16 protein-coding genes and 1 pseudogene are annotated in these 17826 nt (G+C 42.3%); 6 read left to right on the top strand and 11 right to left on the bottom strand.

Translation table 11 applies throughout. The annotated features are described in order from the left end of the window. Nucleotides 1–143: 143 nt before the first annotated feature. The 7 genes and pseudogenes from HG267_RS01890 to HG267_RS01865 all read right to left on the bottom strand — a co-directional run bounded on the left by HG267_RS01890 (nt 144) and on the right by HG267_RS01865 (nt 10127). A complete protein-coding gene (locus HG267_RS01890) occupies nt 144–4538 on the bottom strand; it encodes an NB-ARC domain-containing protein (protein ID WP_369792179.1) in 4395 nt (1464 codons plus the stop codon). Nucleotides 4539–4594: 56 nt separating this feature from the next. Then, a pseudogene (locus tag HG267_RS41855) lies at nt 4595–4669 on the bottom strand (hypothetical protein); the annotation flags it as partial. A gap of 630 nt (nt 4670–5299) precedes the next feature. Beyond that, entirely contained in the window at nt 5300–6331 is a 1032-nt protein-coding gene (gene lpxD / locus HG267_RS01885) for a UDP-3-O-(3-hydroxymyristoyl)glucosamine N-acyltransferase (RefSeq protein WP_045869822.1), read from the bottom strand. Nucleotides 6332–6409: 78 nt separating this feature from the next. Further along, the gene (locus HG267_RS01880) at nt 6410–6982 is read right to left on the bottom strand and encodes a hypothetical protein (protein ID WP_045869821.1); all 573 of its coding nucleotides are present in this window, start codon (nt 6980–6982) and stop codon (nt 6410–6412) included. Further along, a complete protein-coding gene (locus tag HG267_RS01875) occupies nt 6973–7806 on the bottom strand; it encodes a DUF692 domain-containing protein (RefSeq protein ID WP_045869820.1) in 834 nt (277 codons plus the stop codon). Before HG267_RS01875 ends, HG267_RS01880 begins: the two co-directional genes overlap by 10 nt. 140 nt (nt 7807–7946) lie before the next feature. Beyond that, nucleotides 7947–8894: a TIGR04222 domain-containing membrane protein gene (locus HG267_RS01870; protein ID WP_045869819.1), complete on the bottom strand. Its 948-nt coding sequence runs from the start codon at nt 8892–8894 to the stop codon at nt 7947–7949. 441 nt (nt 8895–9335) lie between these two features. Next, the gene (locus HG267_RS01865; RefSeq protein ID WP_045869818.1) at nt 9336–10127 is read right to left on the bottom strand and encodes an ion transporter; all 792 of its coding nucleotides are present in this window, start codon (nt 10125–10127) and stop codon (nt 9336–9338) included. A gap of 91 nt (nt 10128–10218) precedes the next feature. Between HG267_RS01865 and HG267_RS01860 the strand changes: the two genes are divergently transcribed. Beyond that, entirely contained in the window at nt 10219–10644 is a 426-nt protein-coding gene (locus tag HG267_RS01860) for a nucleoside deaminase (protein WP_045869817.1), read from the top strand. A gap of 297 nt (nt 10645–10941) precedes the next feature. Here HG267_RS01860 and HG267_RS01855 read toward each other — a convergent pair whose 3' ends face one another. Then, the gene (locus tag HG267_RS01855; protein WP_045869816.1) at nt 10942–11604 is read right to left on the bottom strand and encodes a response regulator; all 663 of its coding nucleotides are present in this window, start codon (nt 11602–11604) and stop codon (nt 10942–10944) included. Beyond that, a complete protein-coding gene (locus tag HG267_RS01850) occupies nt 11601–12833 on the bottom strand; it encodes a sensor histidine kinase (protein WP_045869815.1) in 1233 nt (410 codons plus the stop codon). Before HG267_RS01850 ends, HG267_RS01855 begins: the two co-directional genes overlap by 4 nt. Nucleotides 12834–13183: 350 nt before the next feature. Between HG267_RS01850 and HG267_RS01845 the strand changes: the two genes are divergently transcribed. The 4 genes from HG267_RS01845 (at nt 13184) to HG267_RS01830 (ending at nt 15566) form a co-directional block, all read left to right on the top strand. Continuing rightward, nucleotides 13184–13738, top strand: coding sequence for a Spy/CpxP family protein refolding chaperone (locus tag HG267_RS01845; RefSeq protein ID WP_045869814.1), 555 nt, complete (start codon nt 13184–13186; stop codon nt 13736–13738). Between the two features lie 170 nt (nt 13739–13908). After that, nucleotides 13909–14436, top strand: coding sequence for a Coq4 family protein (locus HG267_RS01840; protein WP_045869813.1), 528 nt, complete (start codon nt 13909–13911; stop codon nt 14434–14436). Nucleotides 14437–14708: 272 nt separating this feature from the next. Beyond that, nucleotides 14709–14963, top strand: coding sequence for a regulatory protein SipA (gene sipA, locus HG267_RS01835; protein WP_045869812.1), 255 nt, complete (start codon nt 14709–14711; stop codon nt 14961–14963). A gap of 45 nt (nt 14964–15008) precedes the next feature. Further along, on the top strand, nt 15009–15566 hold the full coding sequence (locus tag HG267_RS01830) for a peroxiredoxin (RefSeq protein ID WP_045869811.1): 558 nt from the start codon (nt 15009–15011) through the stop codon (nt 15564–15566). A 105-nt stretch (nt 15567–15671) separates the two neighbouring features. Here HG267_RS01830 and HG267_RS01825 read toward each other — a convergent pair whose 3' ends face one another. Beyond that, entirely contained in the window at nt 15672–15938 is a 267-nt protein-coding gene (locus tag HG267_RS01825) for a hypothetical protein (RefSeq protein WP_194007813.1), read from the bottom strand. Between the two features lie 250 nt (nt 15939–16188). Further along, nucleotides 16189–16587, bottom strand: coding sequence for an IS200/IS605 family transposase (gene tnpA / locus HG267_RS01820; protein WP_045870113.1), 399 nt, complete (start codon nt 16585–16587; stop codon nt 16189–16191). A 37-nt stretch (nt 16588–16624) separates the two neighbouring features. Here tnpA and HG267_RS01815 point away from each other — a divergent pair, with 37 nt between their 5' ends. After that, complete coding sequence (locus HG267_RS01815) at nt 16625–17806, top strand: RNA-guided endonuclease InsQ/TnpB family protein (protein WP_045869810.1); 1182 nt, start codon at nt 16625–16627, stop codon at nt 17804–17806. Nucleotides 17807–17826: the final 20 nt, after the last annotated feature.

Below are 17826 nucleotides of genomic sequence, written 5' to 3'. Positions count from 1 at the left end.
CCCCTACAAAGAATTTATCTGTCGCCAACATTATTTGAATTGGTATTAACAGCGATCGCACTCTATACTTGTGAGACTGGGAAGGCGATCGCACTCCATACTTGTGAGGTGTAAATTACGAATTACGAATTACGAATTACAAATTATTTCCACCATCGCCCCACATCTGCGATCGCACTGGCAAGTTCTACCGTTGCAACTTCACCACCTAATGCAAAGATAACCGGAAACAATGCTTTGATATCCTGCAGCAAATTAGGGCGAGTGTGAACAGATAACTGATGAAGGGTATCTTGCCAAAGTGGAAAAAGTATGGCGGATGGCATTTGTGACAGACCAAAAGCTAAGGCACTGAGGGCCTTGGTGCGATACTGCTCATCCTCAATTGCCCTAGCAGCAGCGAGTGCTTCTGGTAATACCTCTGGCAGTTTGTCGGCTAAGGCAGTGAGGGCATCGGCGCGATAATACTCATCCTCAATTGCCCTAGCAGCAGCAAGGGCTTCTGGCAAAACTTCTGGTAGTTTCTGGGCTAAGGCAATCAAAGCATCGGCACGATAAAGGTTACCCTGAATCTTTCTAGCAGCAGTCAGGACTTCTGGTAATAATTCTGGTGGTAGTTTCTCGGCTAATTCCCTTAACCCCCCGACACGATAAGACTGATTCTCCATTGCCTCGGTAGCAGCAATAGCTTCTGGCACAACTTCTGGTAGTCTTTGGACTAAGGCAATCAAAACCTCAGCACGATCATACTCATTCTGAGTTTCTCTAGCAGCAGCAAGGGCTTCTGGCAAAACTTCTGGTAGTTTCTCTACTAAAGCTATCAAAGCATTAGCGCGCTCGTAATGATTCTGCATTTTCCGAGCGATCGCTAGGACTTCTGGTAATAATTCTGGTGGTAGGTTCTCGGCTAATTCACTTAAACGATGACCACGACAAGACTCATCTTGAATAGTCTTGGTAGCAGCAATAGCTTCGGGCAAAACTTCTGGGAATCTTTGGGCTAAGGCAATCAAAATCTCAGCACGATGATAGTTCTCCTGAGTTTCTCTAGCCGCAGTCAGGGCTTCTGGCAGTAGTTTTGGCGGTAGTTTCTCTACTAAAGGTACCAAAACTTCACCACGAGTCATTCCATCCTCAATCCCTCTGGCAGCAGCAATAGCTTCGGGCAAAACTTCTGGTAGTTTCTCTAATAAAGCTATCAAAACTTTAGCACGATAATACTCATTTTGAATCGCCCTGGCAGCAGCAACAGCTGCTGGCAACAACTCTGGTGGCAGTTTGTCTGCTAAGGCACTCAAGGCTTGGGTAAGATAATACTCATCCTCAATCGCCACAGCAGCAGCAAGAGCTGCTGGCAACAACTCTGGTGGCAGTTTGTCTGCTAGGGCACTCAAGGCTTGGGCACGATTCCGCTCATGCCCAAGTGCCACAGCAGCAGCAAGAGATGCTGGCAACAACTCTGGTGGCAGTTTGTCTGCTAAGGCACTCCAGGCATCGGTACGATCATCCTCATCTCGAACCATCCTGGCAGCAGCAAGAGCTGCTGGCAACAACTCTGGTGGCAGTTTGTCTGCTAAGGCACTCAAGGCATCGGTACGAGCATTCTCGTACCACATCGTCCTGGCAATAGCAATGGCTTCTGGCAATACTTCTGGCAGTTTATCTGCTAAGGCAATCAAGGCATCGGCACGATAATTCTCATGCCCAAGTGCCCTGGCAGCAGCAAGAGCTGCTGGCAACAACTCTGGTGGCAGTTTGTCTGCTAAGGCACTCAAGGCTTTGGTACGAGAATACTCATGCCAAATCGCCTTGGTAGCAGCAAGAGCTTCTGGCAACAACTCTAGTGGCAGTTTATCTGCTAAGGCACTCAAGGCATCGGCACGATTCCACTCATCCCCAATCGCCCTGGCAACAGCAAGTGCTTCTGGTAATACTTCTGGCAGTTTATCTGCTAAGGCACTCAAGGCTTGGGCACGATAATACTCATCCCCAATCGCCCTGGCAACAGCAAGGGCTTCTGGTAATACTTCTGGTAGTTTATCTGCTAAGGCACTCAAGGCATAGGCACGATAATACTCATCCCCAATCGCCCTGGCAACAGCAAGGGCTTCTTTTAACAACTCTGGTGGCAGTTTATCTGCTAAGGCACTCAAGGCATCGGCACGATAATTATCATCTCGAATCGCCCTGGTAACAGCAAGGGCTTCTGGTAATACTTCTGGCAGTTTGCCTGCTAAGGCACTCAAGGCATAGGTACGATAATACTCATTCCGAATCATCTTAGCGGCGGTGAGGGCTTCTTTCAACAACGCTGGTGGCAGTTTATCTGCTAAGGCATTAAAGGCATCGGCAGGAGCATTCTCATACCAAATCGCCTTAGCGGCGGTGAGGGCTTCTTTCAACAACGCTGGTGGCAGTTTATCTGCTAAGGCGCTCAAGGCTTGGGCACGATAATTATCATCTCGAATCGCCCTGGTAACAGCAAGTGCTGCTAGCAACAACTCTGGTGGTAGTTTATCTGCTGAGGCATACCAGGCAATGGCACGATAATACTCATCCCAAATCGCCCTAGCAACAGCAAGTGCTTCTTTTAACAACTCTGGTGGCAGTTCGTTTTCTAAGGCACTCAAGGCATCGGCACGATCATACTCATTCCCAAGTGTCCTGGCAGCAGCAAGTGCTTCTTTTAACAACTCTAGTGGCAGTTTGTCTGCTAAGGCACTCAAGGCTTGGGCACGATAATTCTCATCTCGAATCGCCACAGCAGCAGCAAGTGCTTCTTTTAACAACTCTGGTGGCAGTTTGTCTGCTAAGGCACTCAAGGCTTGGGCACGCTCATACTCTTTCCCAAGTGCCACAGCAGCAGCAAGTGCTTCTGGTAATACTTCTTTTAGTTTGTCTGCTAAGACACTCAAGGCTTGGGCACGATCTTTCTCTTCCTGAATCGCCCTGGCAGCAGCAAGTGCTTTTTGCAGTGCTAATTGTTGAAGATTTGGTGGCAGATAATTGACTAGTTTTGCCAGCGCGTCGATTTTCTCTTCTAACTTTGGTTTTTGCAGGGCGTAAGCTAGTCCTTGTTCGGGAGTCCAAAAGTTGTTTTTGACCAAAGCAAGTAACAAATCTCTTGGTAAATTAGCTGCCAAACTATTCAGGGATGTAGTAATCAAAGCATAGCGACACTGCAAACTTAATGTTGATGCAGTCCAATTCCTTTGGGCTAATTCCCAAGCACGAGATATATCTGTGATGTAACCCCCTGTTTGTGCCAATTGTTCCCGCGCTTCAAACCAGCCATTATTACCAGTTACCGACTCCTCCCACAACAAAGAGTGAATCTCTTCCAAGAGTCCTGCCTTTTCCAAATGCCAAACTAAATGCTGATGAATGTAACCATCATCAGGTAGGGTATGCCATAAATTATTCTGGGTTTTCTGCCGATATTTCTCCACAAAAGCAGCGTGAGCATCAGTCAGATTTAAACCTAACCCTGGCAAATCTCCTGTCTGCTTTGGCTGTGGCGCAGCAGTTAACAAATTACAGGCTAAATCATGGAATAAGTCATGTAAGCGATAGGTAGGCGTACCATCAGCCAGGGGTACTCCTGTTAATAACAATGCCTTATTCCGTAAATATTGCAATATCCTAGCAGCATCACGCTCATCCATTGCCCACAGCGTCGCCGCCATCATCTGATTAATGTTGACATCCTCCGGCAACACCCCCAACCAAGCAAAATGCTGCTTTTCTTCAGGCATTCTCTTGATACTCAAGTTTAATGATGCTGTTAAACTCAAGCGTTTTAAGCTCGCCTCATCGGTAATTTCGCCCGCTTCCGGTTGGTCAAAACTGGTTAATCTGGCTACCTCTTGCTGAATATCCGCCAATAGTTCATCCCAAGTTGTCCCACTAGCAACTTCGGCGGCTGCAAGTTCCAACGCTAGGGGGAGATAAGCAACACCTTGAGCTAAATTTTCGGCTGACTGACGTTCTGCACCTGTAATTGAGCGTCCTAATTTCTTCGTCAGCAATGCCATCGCCTGATCTGGTTTCATGATATCCAGGCTGTAGGTGCTAGCTGCTAAAGCTTCGGCAATTGACCTTTTACGAGTTGTGACTAAAATCTGACACCGCACCCCACCCACATTAAACGCCTGTGCATCTTGCGTATTCCAAGCATCATCCACCACCAGCAACACGGCTTTGTCATAAAGCAGCGTCTGTAAATGGTTGGTAGTGGCTTCTACACTGGTAGGTTTAAAGCTATAGTCTCCTAATGCTTGCACCCAGCCACTAATTAAAGACAGCACATCCGGCTGTTGACCTAATGTTGCCCACAAAATCCCATCACAGAACCGAGTTTGGATTTCTGCATCTACTGCTAAAGCTGCGGCTAAAGTCGATTTACCCACCGAACCCAAACCATGAATCGCCGTAATTACCAAAGTGCGATTATCTTCTGTCAGGAGGCGAGTTTTTAAATCATCGCTGTATTCTGGGCGTTCAACAAAGTGTGCAGGTAAAGGTGGCGCTTGAAATATCGCCAGTTTAGTTTGGGGTACATCAGCAACACCCTCATCTTCAGGGTAATTCGCTTCTAGTTCTTGAGATTTCTGTGGTCTGTGCTTTCCCATACCTCATCAAATCGTTTCAGGTTCTTTTCTTTATCCCTTGACCATAGCTTTAATGTAAAGTGCCACTCATCAGAACCCTAAGTTTGAATCCGTCAAAATATTGCCAACAAAACTATTGCTTGCATTAGGGACATCCAAATAAAAAAATATCCCAGTATGTATTGTGGGGTGGACATCTTGTCCGCCCAGTTTATGTGGCGGGCAAGATGCCCACCCCACAAGATGGAATAATTTATTTCTTGGAAATCCCTTACACAATAGGGCACAGCATTGCTCATTGGTGTCAACTTAACGTGAAACCCGCTCTTGTGCAAGGTTTCGCCCTCACCCCCAGCCCCTCTCCCGCAGGGAGAGGGGAGTAAGAGATTTAGTTCCCCTTCTCCTGCGGGAGAAGGGGTTAGGGGATGAGGGTGCAAGGCAATACTGCTCGGTTAAGGATTTTCAACTCGGAATTTGGTTGGGGGAAAAGGTGAAAGGGTAAGGGTTAAAGGTTTTTTATTGCCCCTTTTCCCCTTCTCCTTTTGCCCTTAACCGACAAGTATTGGGGTGCAAGGTATTTGTACAACGCCTGCCCTTTATCGCTTTTAGCTTAAGTTGACATCACTGAGCATTGCTGTGCCCCTACCAATTTGTCATATAATTTTTCAAAATTGGTATGATTTTGCTTCTTAACGTTGAAATTGCTTCAGCGTTTTATACATTTCTGGTAGCCGATTATAAATTGCACAGACCTTGAGATATAGTTTGTGGGGAATGGCGGGGGTACCAGAGACAATTTCCCCTGGTGCAACATCATTATGAATTCCTGCTTGCGCTGATGCGATCGCACCGTCTCCAATTTTGACTTGATTGGCTATTCCGGTTTGTCCTGCGAGGATGACACGATTACCAACTTTTACACCACCAGCCATTCCAGCTTGTCCGGCGATCGCACAACCAAAGCCAATTTTGCAACCGTGACCAATTTGCACTAAGTTATCAATGATTGTATCGTGACCTATCCTGGTTTCTCCCACTGCGGGGCGGTCAATGGCGCTGTTAGAACCAACTTCTACGCGGTCTTCTAAAACAGTGTAGCCGGATTGTTGCATTTTTACCCAACCACTACGTGTAGGTACATAGCCAAATCCTTCTGCACCGATGACAACGCCACTATGAATAAAACAATCTGCACCAATTTGGCTACGCTCGTGGATGGTACAGTTAGCTTGTAAGGTAGTGCGATCGCCAATGGTGACATCGGGATAAATCACTACATTGGGGTGAATAATCGCACCATTACCAATTTTGACTCGCTGCTGAATGACTACATGGGGGCCAATGTAAACATCGCTACCAATTACCGCCGTGGGGTCAATTACTGCCGTGGGATGAATTGCGGGGCTGGGGCGGTATGGTTGATAATAAACTGCGATCGCTTGAGCAAATAACAAGCGTGGTTCTTTGGTAGCTACCCAAACAATATTCCGTTCCTGTGCTTGGGCTTGTAAGGTTTTGTCTTGAGGTAAAATTAACGCCCCAGCATGAGTTTTACCCACCCAAGAAAAGAATTTTGGCCCTTCTATATAGCTGAGATTACTACTAGTGGCTTCATCAATGGCTGCTAAGGCTGTAATTTCTGGATCGTGATTGGGGTGAGTGTTGAGGCTGTGGTCAGTAACAATATCATCAAATCGGCTGACAATTTCGCTGAACTTCATTGTTATTTATTGATGAGACATTAATAAAAGCAAGATAATTGTCGCTCTTTGTCAGCCAGATGTTCACGATTTACATTTTTAAAATAGCGATCGCACAGTATGATGTAGGGGCGATCGCGTCTGGAAACGCCACCATACACAGATTGTGAGTTGCGGATGTATCTCTTCCCCATTCCCTAGTTTGTCAACAGCATAACGAAACCAACGTACTTTTAAGCCGTGATTTAGTTCCTCGGCTAATAGCCAAGCTTGTTCGTAGCGGACTAAATCACTTAGCCAAATTGGTTCTAACCCCTCTAGCGGTGAGGTTTGGGTAATAAAGTCAGCAAAGGCGATCGCATCTTGTCGATGTTTCTTGATACCTTGGGGTATATAGGTTTCTGCATATCGCCAAAATAAAGTTTTGAAATTTTTACCGAGTGCGATCGCAGTGCGTGGTAGTAACTTTGATAATAAATTTAATCGCTTCCACTTCAGAGAATTGGCAAATAGGTTAACTTGTGCAGTAGCAAGTTGAGATAAATTTTCTATTTCAGCATCGCTTAATCCCAATTCTGCACCAACGACTTTTGGGTTAGCAAAGAAACTGTTCCTGAATTCAGTATTAGTATACAGTTGGGCTAAAACCTGCTGCGTTTGTGCTAAACCCATTTACCATGACTCCCGGCGATATGTCGTGCTTGTTGCAGTTCTGCGACTAATTCTGCAAAGGCTGGTAAGTTTTCATCTCGTTCGAGAACTATTCCTTTAACTGGAAAGTTGGCGACAACCTCATCCATCAATTGCCAAATTTCGGCTGGTGTTGAGTGGGAATGGCTATCAATCAAAATACCATCATGCCAATGTCCACCCACGAAATGCAACTGTACAACCCGTTCTAGCGGTAATTGTTGGAGAAACTGTTGCACATCATAGCCGTGGTTAACAGCATTAGTGTAGAGATTCGTCACATCTAACAGCAACCCGCAATCAGCACGTTCTGCGACTTCCGCTAAAAATTGGGCTTCTGTCATCTCCCCACCAGGAAGTGCCACCATATAAGTAATATTTTCCACTATTAATGGCACATCAATCCGGCGACGCACTTCAGCGATGTTGCGACAAACTACTTCCACAGCTTCCCGGGTATAAGGTAGCGGTGACAAATGTCCGATATCAATTCCCCCAGCTTTGGTAAAACAAAGATGCTCACTCCACCAGGGGGGGTTAAGCTGCTTAATTAGTGCTGCTAGTTTAGCTAAATAATCTCTATCCAAACCTTCAGCACTACCTAAAGACAGATTAATTGCATGGGGAATTATGGGGAAATGCGCCGCCAGCAATTCTAATTCCTGCTGTTTTGCTGCTGGTGCATCTAAATAATGTTCAGCAACAATTTCCAGAAAGTCTACTGGCTGACGATTGAGAAACAATTCACTTTTAAATAGTTCTCGAAAGCCTAGCCCTACACCTAAATTAGGGAGATGAGATAACATCTTATTAGAAATTCAAAATTAACAAAGCCATCTATGACAAAGATTCCAAAGTTTGCATCTGTTTCTGAAATTGTATATTTATTGTGGGGTGGGCATATTGCCCACCCAATCTATGCAAATTAAATGCCTTAACAGCTTATTTAACTACCACCACAGCCACCACAGCCGCCACCACAACCGCCGCCGCAAGAACTTCCACCACTACAGGAACTCCCACCACTACAGGAAGTTGTACTACTGCAAGAACCATTAGAAGTGTTGCTTCTTTGGCTACTAGTTCTAGATATAGCAGGATAGAAAACTTTGTAGTATGAATCGTATTCACTACCAGCGAGTGCTTCTACACCAAAGATTGCTACTAGCAAGTTGTAATTGAATACTGAAAGAAAGCTGGAATTCTTTGCCTTATTCTTCAATTGAGCAAATGTATTTTGGAGTTGTTCAAGGTAAGCTTTACCTCGATGACTAAGACGCGGTCGCTGATTGACTAACGAAAAAATCCACATAATTGATAGGATACCCATAATAATGAGAAAACCCACGTTATAATGTCCTTTCGCTAAAGCAATGAGTAGCTTATAAAAGCCTAAACTGAAAATAATTGCGGCTGCAATTAAGCCAACTTGTCTATTTCTTACTTGCCATTTATGAGCATATAGTAGTTGCTCATCGTGTAATTGCCTTTCATATCTATCGCAGTCTAGCTGAATTTTGTTAGCTATTGACTCTATTGATTTTACTTTTGGAGAAGTAGAATAACTAGAAAATACCTGATGTTCTATCAACTGTAGTTCTGATAGACTGCCATGAGTGGATGTTTGGCTAATTCCTTCTTTTGTGATTTGTAAAAAGTTCCTCTGAATTAAATTTAAGATTACTACCTTTACTACTTCTGATTTTCCCGAACGCAGATAGGCAATTTTGTAGATATCTAGTTCGCTAGGGATTAAAGGTAAGGGTTGATTTTTTGTCGGATCTTGTACAAGTTTCCAGCAAACTAAAAGTGTCAAGCTAATGACGCTACCATACAAAAGTAAGAATTTTGGCCCGTACATATCTGCAATTGGGTTATGTAGCAAGGCTTCCATAAGGTTTTACTCCAGATTTTCACACCACTAGTACCGCAAGGCGGAAGTCAAAAGTCAAAAGTCAAAAGTCTTGTTTTCTCTGGCTTTGACGTTTTATAAATGGTCTATTGATTCCCGCCAAGTTGTACGAGATATATTAGCTCCATATATATAAACAACAAGAGTTATCGTGTTTACGGAAAACTTTGATATTAGAAACCATTTATCAAGTAAATCTTAAGTAGGAGACTAACACGACTAAAATAGTGCATAAAAAAACTCTTGTGGGATGGGTGTCTCACCCGTCCAAGGCGGACAAGATGTCCACCCCACAAGAAAAATTATTGCACAAAATTAGCTGTGTCAGTCCACTACCGCTACTATTTTGACTTTTGTACAAACGCGATTAATTGCGTCTCTGCAATTCTTTATTCATTAAAAACCCGAATTCTCAAACAGAAATTAATCAGCCCTCATCACAGGTAATTTGGTTCCGCATCTTTTGCAAAATCCAGCATCTGCATCGTGGTAAGCTAAACCGCACCCAGAACAATTCGCTTCTATTTGGTTCGCAGTTTTTACCAAGCGCTTAATTAAATCACCAACTTGCCAAGGAATGAGGGCAATACCTGTCAAAATCATTAATACTGTTAACCAGCGCCCTAATTCAGAAGCGGGTGTCACATCCCCAAAACCCACAGTTGTCATGGTAACAATCGAAAAATACAATGCATCTAAAAAAGTGGCAAAACCTTGGGGATTAACAGGATGTTCAACTTGATAAATTAAGCCCGAGTAAACAAATATAATCGCAAATAAGGTAAATAATATTCTTGCAAATATTACACCATCTTCAGTACTCACACTACCAAAGAAAAATCTTTTATCGATAAACCTGATTAATCTTAAAATCCGAAACCATCGTAATAAACGAATAAAGCTTAAATCTACGGCTCCTAGAAAAAATGGCAAGATAGCAATTAAGTCAATAATGGAATATAAGCTAAAAAAGTATTTAACCTTATTTTCTGCGCTCCATAGACGAATGGCATATTCAACTGCAAAAACTATGAATATAACAGTATCAATAATTTGTAATTGAAACCGGAGAGAATCAGGAATATTATAAGTTTCTGCGACAAAAATCCCTGAAGACAAAAGAACCAATCCGGCGATAGTTAAGTTAATTACTTGTCCTAGTGGTGTTTCTATGTCTGTTAAATAGAATTCGGCTTTTTCTCTGCTAAGTAACATATTTAACCCTAACTATTTTTCAGTATTTCGTAGAAACAACATTTAAAATACGATATTGTTAACAAGTATCTTTTTCAACTCCTTCAGGAATATGGATCATGAATATTTTATGCGCCTAGCGATCGCAGCAGCAAAAAAAGGTGATACACCTTATGGTGCAGTGATTGTGAAAGATAACGAAGTTGTTGCCGTAGGTCATAATACTGTAAGACGCGATAACGATCCATCTGCTCATGCAGAAATCAATGTTATTCGTAGTTTAACAGCTAAAATTCAAAATCCTTCTTTGGCAGGTTATAGCATATATACAACTGGAGAACCTTGTCCGATGTGTGCAACGGCTTGTGTGTGGACGGGTATCTCTGAGATTATCTATGGTGCTTCTATTCAAGATTTAATTTCTATCAATCAATCACAAATTGAGATTTCTTGTGAAGAGGTGATTGCTAAATCATTTAGAAATATCAATGTGATTAAAGGGGTTTTAAAAACAGAATGCTTGGCATTATTTAATTAAACGCCAAGCTATCTATTTTATCTCAACTAAGAATTACGGAAGTTTAACTAGTTCTAATTCTTTGGGGCCAGTAGGACGATATAAAGTTACTGTCTTGTCCATATTTGGATATTGAATAAAATAAATAAAACCGTTTTAAAAACAGAACGCGACACATGGGTAGGGGCACGGCACCTGTAATATATTTGATATACCTAAAGATTGTAGATGCCGTGCCCATACAAAGAATTTATCTGTCGCAAACATTATTTGAATTTGTATAAACTTTAGTTTATTAGTAATAATTTTAATTGATACTTAATCGCCGTCATTTAAATATGCTAAAAATGTATTAGCAAAAATGGCCGCTTGAGTGCGATCGCGTAAATTGAGACGATTCAACATATTGGTCACATGGTTTTTAACTGTCCCCTCAGAAATGTAGAGTTGTTGGGCTATTTCTCGATTACTAGCACCTTGAGCAATTAGACGTAAAACTTCTTTTTCTCTAGGAGTCAGTTCTGCTAAACTAGGCGGAATTTCTGGTGGTGGGGTTGGTTCTAAGGTCGGAAACTGCGTTAATAATTTTTTGACTATCCCTGGCCCTAATTGAGTGTAGCCTCTGTGAACAGCACGAATGGCAAAAGCTAATTCTTCTGAAGGTGTATCTTTGAGTAAATAACCCATTGCCCCATTCTGGAGTGCAGCTTTGACATATTCATCATCATCAAAAGTTGTTAATACTAAAACTTTAATACCGCTAAATTGCTGTTGAATTTCTCTTGTAGCTGCAACTCCATCCATGATCGGCATTCTAATATCCATCAATACTACATTCGGTTGCAATTCAGCAATTAAATTCAGTGCTATAGCTCCATTTTCTGCTTCTCCCACAATTTCTAAATCTGTTTCTAGTTCTAATAAAGCTCTTAATCCTTGTCGAATTAAATTTTGGTCATCTACTAGTAATACTTTAATCATCTATTCAGCCTCATTAGAGGAACATCAACTATAATTTTACAACCCTCCCCAGGTGTACTGTTAATATTAAATACACCACCAATTGCTAAAGTGCGATCGCGCATACTTTGCAAGCCAAACCCAGTAGTATTTTGCCTAAAGTCAAAGCCGTGACCGTTATCCTGAACAGTTAAATGTAACCCCCTAGGAGTTTTATCTATTTCTATCCTCACTTCTGTGGCTTTGGCATACTTAGAAATATTAGTTAATGATTCTTGAATGATGCGGTAGATAGCAATTTTAATTTCGCTGGGTAAAGGATGATCTAAGTTAATCATGCAAATTGGTGAAAAACCATTTCCATGATGAAAATCTTCTAATAATTGATTAATTGCTTGTTCTAAAGATTGTTCTTGCAAGGGATGAGAACGCATCGTAGAAATAGACTGTCTCACATCTTGTAAGGCTTTAGAACCTAATTCTTTCGCTCTCTTCAAAAAATCATGAGCTTTATTGGGATTAGATTGTGAAAGCTTTAAAGCTGTTTCTAATTGCAGATTTAATGCTGTTAAGGAATGTCCCAAAGAATCATGAATTTCCCGCGCAATGCGATTACGTTCTTCTAAAGTTGCTTGATTCTCAATGCGGAGAGCATATTGACGCAATTTTTCGTTAGCAACAGCTAATTCTTCGCGGCTTTGGCGTTCGGATAATACTGTATTCATTAACATTAAGACAAAAATCAAACTTAAGCCAAATAATAAAGATAAACTCAGAGTAAAAAATTGAAAGCGCTCTTGAAATTGCGGTGGTGGCGGAAAATTCTGCCACTTACGCTGTAGTGTTAGCCAGAATAAAAGAAATGATATGAATGTAACTATTAAACGCCCTGGTAACTGAAAAATTAAGCAACTACGAGTTACTAAAATCATATAGATAAAAGGGAAAAGCCGAGAAATTCTTCCTCCTACAAAACCAGTAGTAAAAATCAAAAAAACTTCAATAGCTGTAAAAATTATTTTACTTATTTGGTTGCCAGTGGGTAATCTCAACCCCATCAAACCAAAAATAATTAAACAGCCAGTAGCAACTATTAAATTCTCGGGACTGGGTTCGTGAAACCTCGCAGCAAAACGTGGCGGTGGTGGAGAAGGCATAATCGCAGTTAGCATAGCAATTGCTAACAGTATCCACTCTAAATAAAGTAGAAATCGAAACGGATGATTGTGAATCTTTATTGGAGGTTTCATAACAGTAAAAGTTAATTAAATGAATTAATAAAATTAGTTGCTGAAATTTTTATTGGATAATACTTCTATATAGCAAGAGCTTGATTCCTCAAATTCTTACAGCATGGTTCTTATTTACGTACATCCACCGAGGGAATTACAAGCCTTTTAAATAGAAATACAAAAATAAACTGCTAAATCAGCAGTTTTTTCACCTTAATTTAATTTACCTGAAATGACTAGTATGATTGCTCATGAATGAATAATGACTAAAGTCATGGGTGTATCCATGACTTTTTCCTCATGTGTTGACTGAAGACGAGTTCGTAAGATGGTGACATCAGAAAAGGAAAAAACACACGAGGTCAATCATGAAAGTTAAAACATTATCTTTGGTAGCTGGTGCGATCGCTTTAACTTTAACCGCAACTCCCTTTGCCGCTCAAGCACAACGAGGTTTTTCTGGACATAAGCAAGTAGTTGCACAAAACACCAATGGACAACGTGGAGAACGCCCAAATAAAGGGCCTTGGCAACAATTAGGGTTGACCGATGCACAAAAAACCCAAATTCAACAAATTCGCCGCGATAGCCGCACCCAAATTGAAGGAATTCTCACCCAAGAACAAAAAGACCAGTTAAAAGCGCAATTTGAGCAACGTCAAGCGCAAAGAGGTCAGCGTCGCGCCCAAGGTGCACAGCGTCCCCAAGGTCAACAGCCTGGTGAGTTTGGGAAGAAAGGTTTTGAGTCTCTGAATTTAACAGAAGCCCAAAAAACCCAAATCAAGCAAATTATGCAGGCTTCACAACAAAAAATTCAAGCAGTTTTGACTCCCGAACAACGCACAAAATTACAGCAAATGCGTGAGAATGCACGTGCACGCTGGCAACAACGTAATTCTAACCAAGGCACACAACAACCATAAATAAAATCATAAAATAAAGGCTGACTACCACTTTCTACCGCATTAGTTAATAAGTGTTAATTCCTAAGATTATCTTGGTTGTTTGTTTGTTCTAAACCATTGTTAAAAACTAAATTCCCAACTTCTTTGCTAAAGTTGGGAATTTGCATATCACAATCTACAAATAGAAGATGATGCAACCTGTTACTGCTTCCGCAAATGCCATTCCTCGGCTGCAACAACTCTTAGATTTACTTGACCGTAAAGCTGAAGCCAAAGGGCTAGCAGTGCCGCAAATAGTATACATCGAGAAATTGCGATCGCTTCCTCAAGGCACTTTTGGCAGAGCTTGGGCAGATTTATTGGAGCAGAATAACTTAAAACCCTTCACTACAGGCCCTCGTCGCAAACAACTCCACGATGGTATTCATGCGATTACAGGCTATGGTACAGACTTGATTGGGGAAGCAGAAGTACAGGCTTTTCTCTTAGGAACCAAGTTTAGCCCCATTAATTTTATGTTGGGGTTGGGACTATTACGCGCCATCCACAAACGCCAAAATCAGCGACAAAATTTTAGTTGGGACAAACTGTGGCAAGCATACCAACGCGGTTACAATTCCCACTTAGACCCCGATACTTGGCAACCAGAATTACTTTGGCATCTACCTGTCACTGAGGTGCAAGCGTTATTTGGTATAAGTGAGCGGTGCAATTAAAGATAGCTGGTAAAGGCTGTCATTAGTCATTGGTCATTGGTCATTTGTAAGAATTTTAAGCCTATTTACGTTTTTTAACATAGTTGGGTTTATTTCCACCGCTTTACTTAGTCCAGAATCAATAATCCGAATTCATCAACTTTTTGTCTCTTGAGTACAAACGCGATTAATCGCGTCTCTCCGACTCTTGACTTTCACCCTGTTGCCTTGACCCCTAGCTTTTGCTGGGGGTTTTGAGTTATGAGTTATTCAAAACTCTTTGTTGGATCAAAATGTCTAAAGAATTCATTATTGGTAGTAAAGTACGTGTTGTAGCACTACCGCCCTACGTCAAAACAGCCGAACCCATGCCCATGCTTCGCCCCCCAAATGTGATTCAACTGGGAGAAGAAGGTATAGTGATGGATCATCGTCCTGGTGGATATTGGGGTATTCGCTTTGCTAAAGGGGCTTTTCTCCTCGATAGCCAATACATAGAAAGTACAGATGTCCCAGCCGAATCTCAGCCGGAATCAGAAGAACAGTGAATAAGAACTGTAAACTTATGTTAAGTTATCATTCTTATCTGTACCATGATTTCTCGTCGCAATTTTTTAAGCATATTATTTGCCAGCTTTGTTGCTGTCATTAGCTGGCTGAACTTTACACCAACTGCTGATGCGCTAGGTGGAAAACTACCCGCCATTAATCAACCTGCACCGGACTTTACCTTGCCTACTAACACAGGCAACGGTAACATTTCTCTTTCGGACTTGCGTGGTAAATGGGTAGTTCTTTATTTTTATCCCAAAGACTTTACCTCTGGCTGCACCATAGAGGCGCGGCGTTTTCAGCAAGACTTACCCAAATATTTAGCCCAGAATACTCAAATTATTGGTGTCAGCGCTGATGATGTAGATTCTCATGCGGAATTTTGTGATTCAGAAGGTTTAAAATTCCCCCTGTTAGCAGATACAACTGGCGCAGTTAGTAAAGCTTATGGTTCTTGGATTGGTTACGTTTCTATGCGTCATAGTTTTATCATCGATCCAGATGGGATTCTGCGTGAGACTTTCGTTAAAGTCAATCCCAATATTCACAGCACAGAAGTATTAGCGAGACTGGAACAGTTACAGTCAAAAGCTTCTTAGGATAGACAAGGGATGAGGGGGATGAGGAGAAATAATACCATTTTGAAAAAACAACGCGACAGATGAGTAGGGGCACGGCACCAGAAGTAGCGACTGTCTTAAAAGTCAAGCGATCGTTAACAAAAAAGCGCGACAGGGAAGATTGACGCAACTGCGGAACGCTACCCTAGACTCAGAGGTGCCTGGTACGGGCAAAAAGACTTGTGGTGCTTGGTCAAGATGGACGCAGCCAGCACCAGGCACTCCGCTTCGCCGCTGAATCTTCCCCAGTTGCTGGATTTCAGTAGTAGGCAAAAAGGGTATGAAAAATTGATCCCACAGATAGCGATCGCATAAAATCGTCGGCGATCGCCAATTCTCGTGAACTAGCATTGTAAGTAGTTAAACATAATTAATTACACAATGTCATTGCGAATGGAGCGTTCGCGTAGCGTCCCGTTCGCGTAGCGTCTCCGTCAGGAGACGGGAAGCGGAATGAAGCAATCGCAAGGGCTGGGATTGCTTCTCTACGAGACGCGACCACCATGAATCATCCGCTTACCTTTGTGTTGACCGATAATCCATGCAGCGCAAGCCCCTGGCTTTAGACATGGGGTAAGCTGCTAGGCGATTTTAATCGCCGTCAAGTATTTTTCTGGTTTTGAATATACTCCTTAACTGCCTCTAGTGGTGCGCCCCCTACTGTCGATACAAAGTAAGAGTTAGTCCATAAAGTAGGCAGTCTTTGTTTGAGATGCGGAAATTCTAGGCGCAAGTAGCGAGATGTTGCACCCTTGAACCGCTTAACTGCTTTGTGGACACCGAACTGAGGATCAACCTCAATCAGTAGATGAACGTGGTCTTCCACTACTTCCATCTCAATCATCTCAACTTTGATTTCTGCTGCTATTTGTTGGAGTAGTTCTTTTAGCCGAGTATCTACACCGTCTTTTAAGACCTTGCGTCTGTACTTGGGAGTCCAGACTATATGGTACTTGCAAGAATAAACAACATTGTTGTTAGAGTTATATTTTCGCCTCATGTCATCATTATACAGCTTTATGCTATATACTATTTCTATGAGCGAATACACAGTAAGGAAACTCAAGATTGGCAACAATCAACAGATGGGTGAACTGGCTTTAGCTGCTGGCGAATTATACTCTCGCACAGTAGTTAGTTTCTGGCGCACAGTTCGTAATAAGGGATTGTGGCTCAAACCATCTTCTATGATGCGTTGGCACAACTCCGACAGCTTACACGCTCACAGTGCAGATGCGGTTGTCCAGAGTTTTTATGCCAGTCTCAAATCATGGAGATCAAGACGCAAAGCAGACCCAAACGCCCATCCACCAAGAAGACGTAGACGATTTTTCAAAGTTCAATGGAAATCATCAGCCATCAAGGTGAAAAATGGGAAACTGCAATTATCCAACGGCAAGGGGAACGCACCCTTGATTATTGATTGGAATTGGGAAACTCCTAAATTGGTAGAAATGGGATGGGACGGCGAGCAATATGAAATTAGAGCTTGCTATGCTGTCACCCCTGTACAACCAGCTAATTCGGGAACTGTTGCAGGAATCGACTTAGGAGAAATTCATCTTGCCGTTGCCCATGATGGAGCGCAAACCTTCATACTTAATGGTCGTTTGCTGAGATCTAAACGCCAGTACCAAAACAAGCTAAAAGCTAAGTTAGCGTCATTAGTTGATACAAAAAAGCGAGGTTCCAAGAACAGGAAAAGACTAGTCAGATCCAAACAACGTCAGTTAGCTAAAGTCAAAAATCAAATTAAAGATATCCTGCATAAACAAACCAGTAAGCTTGTTTCTACGCTCAAATCTAGAGGCGTACAAACCCTGGCAATAGGTGATGTCAGAGATATTAGAGCGCGAATTGATTTTGGAACTAAGTCTAATCAAAAACTGCATCAATGGTCACACGGCGAAACTCGCACCTTTCTCACCTATAAAGCTCAAAGAATGGGGATGAAAGTTGAGATTCAGTGCGAGAAATATACCAGCCAAACTTGTCCATCATGCGGTCAACGCCACAAACCCAAAAATCGCACCTACAAATGTAAATGCGGCTTTGAGTTCCATCGAGATGGTGTTGGTTCCATCAATATTCGTAGAAAGTATCTGGGATGTTTTGATGTCCCAGTAGTCGGCGTTATGGCTGCGCCCACTGGTTTGAGGTTCCGCCCTCACTCTAAGTGTAGCTCTGTGTGCTTAGGGACGTGCGAGCGTTCGCGTTAGCGTCTCGCAGACAAGCGATG

Origin of the sequence: Tolypothrix sp. PCC 7601 (genome assembly GCF_025677855.1) — a bacterium.
GTDB classification, from domain to species: Bacteria; Cyanobacteriota; Cyanobacteriia; order Cyanobacteriales; family Nostocaceae; genus Aulosira; species Aulosira diplosiphon.
Note: the sequence above shows the minus strand (reverse complement) of the source record. Positions and strands in the feature narration are given on the sequence as shown.

Coding starts and splice junctions, on each gene's coding strand:
- HG267_RS01845 (WP_045869814.1), top strand. CDS start 13,184: ATGAAAGTTAAAACATTATCTTTGGTAGCTGGTGCGATCGCTTTAACT.
- HG267_RS01855 (WP_045869816.1), bottom strand. CDS start 11,604: ATGATTAAAGTATTACTAGTAGATGACCAAAATTTAATTCGACAAGGA.
- tnpA (WP_045870113.1), bottom strand. CDS start 16,587: ATGAGGCGAAAATATAACTCTAACAACAATGTTGTTTATTCTTGCAAG.
- HG267_RS01870 (WP_045869819.1), bottom strand. CDS start 8,894: ATGGAAGCCTTGCTACATAACCCAATTGCAGATATGTACGGGCCAAAA.
- HG267_RS01860 (WP_045869817.1), top strand. CDS start 10,219: ATGGATCATGAATATTTTATGCGCCTAGCGATCGCAGCAGCAAAAAAA.
- sipA (WP_045869812.1), top strand. CDS start 14,709: ATGTCTAAAGAATTCATTATTGGTAGTAAAGTACGTGTTGTAGCACTA.
- HG267_RS01880 (WP_045869821.1), bottom strand. CDS start 6,982: ATGGGTTTAGCACAAACGCAGCAGGTTTTAGCCCAACTGTATACTAAT.
- HG267_RS01865 (WP_045869818.1), bottom strand. CDS start 10,127: ATGTTACTTAGCAGAGAAAAAGCCGAATTCTATTTAACAGACATAGAA.
- HG267_RS01815 (WP_045869810.1), top strand. CDS start 16,625: ATGAGCGAATACACAGTAAGGAAACTCAAGATTGGCAACAATCAACAG.
- lpxD (WP_045869822.1), bottom strand. CDS start 6,331: ATGAAGTTCAGCGAAATTGTCAGCCGATTTGATGATATTGTTACTGAC.
- HG267_RS01850 (WP_045869815.1), bottom strand. CDS start 12,833: ATGAAACCTCCAATAAAGATTCACAATCATCCGTTTCGATTTCTACTT.
- HG267_RS01830 (WP_045869811.1), top strand. CDS start 15,009: ATGATTTCTCGTCGCAATTTTTTAAGCATATTATTTGCCAGCTTTGTT.
- HG267_RS01840 (WP_045869813.1), top strand. CDS start 13,909: ATGATGCAACCTGTTACTGCTTCCGCAAATGCCATTCCTCGGCTGCAA.
- HG267_RS01875 (WP_045869820.1), bottom strand. CDS start 7,806: ATGTTATCTCATCTCCCTAATTTAGGTGTAGGGCTAGGCTTTCGAGAA.
- HG267_RS01825 (WP_194007813.1), bottom strand. CDS start 15,938: ATGCTAGTTCACGAGAATTGGCGATCGCCGACGATTTTATGCGATCGC.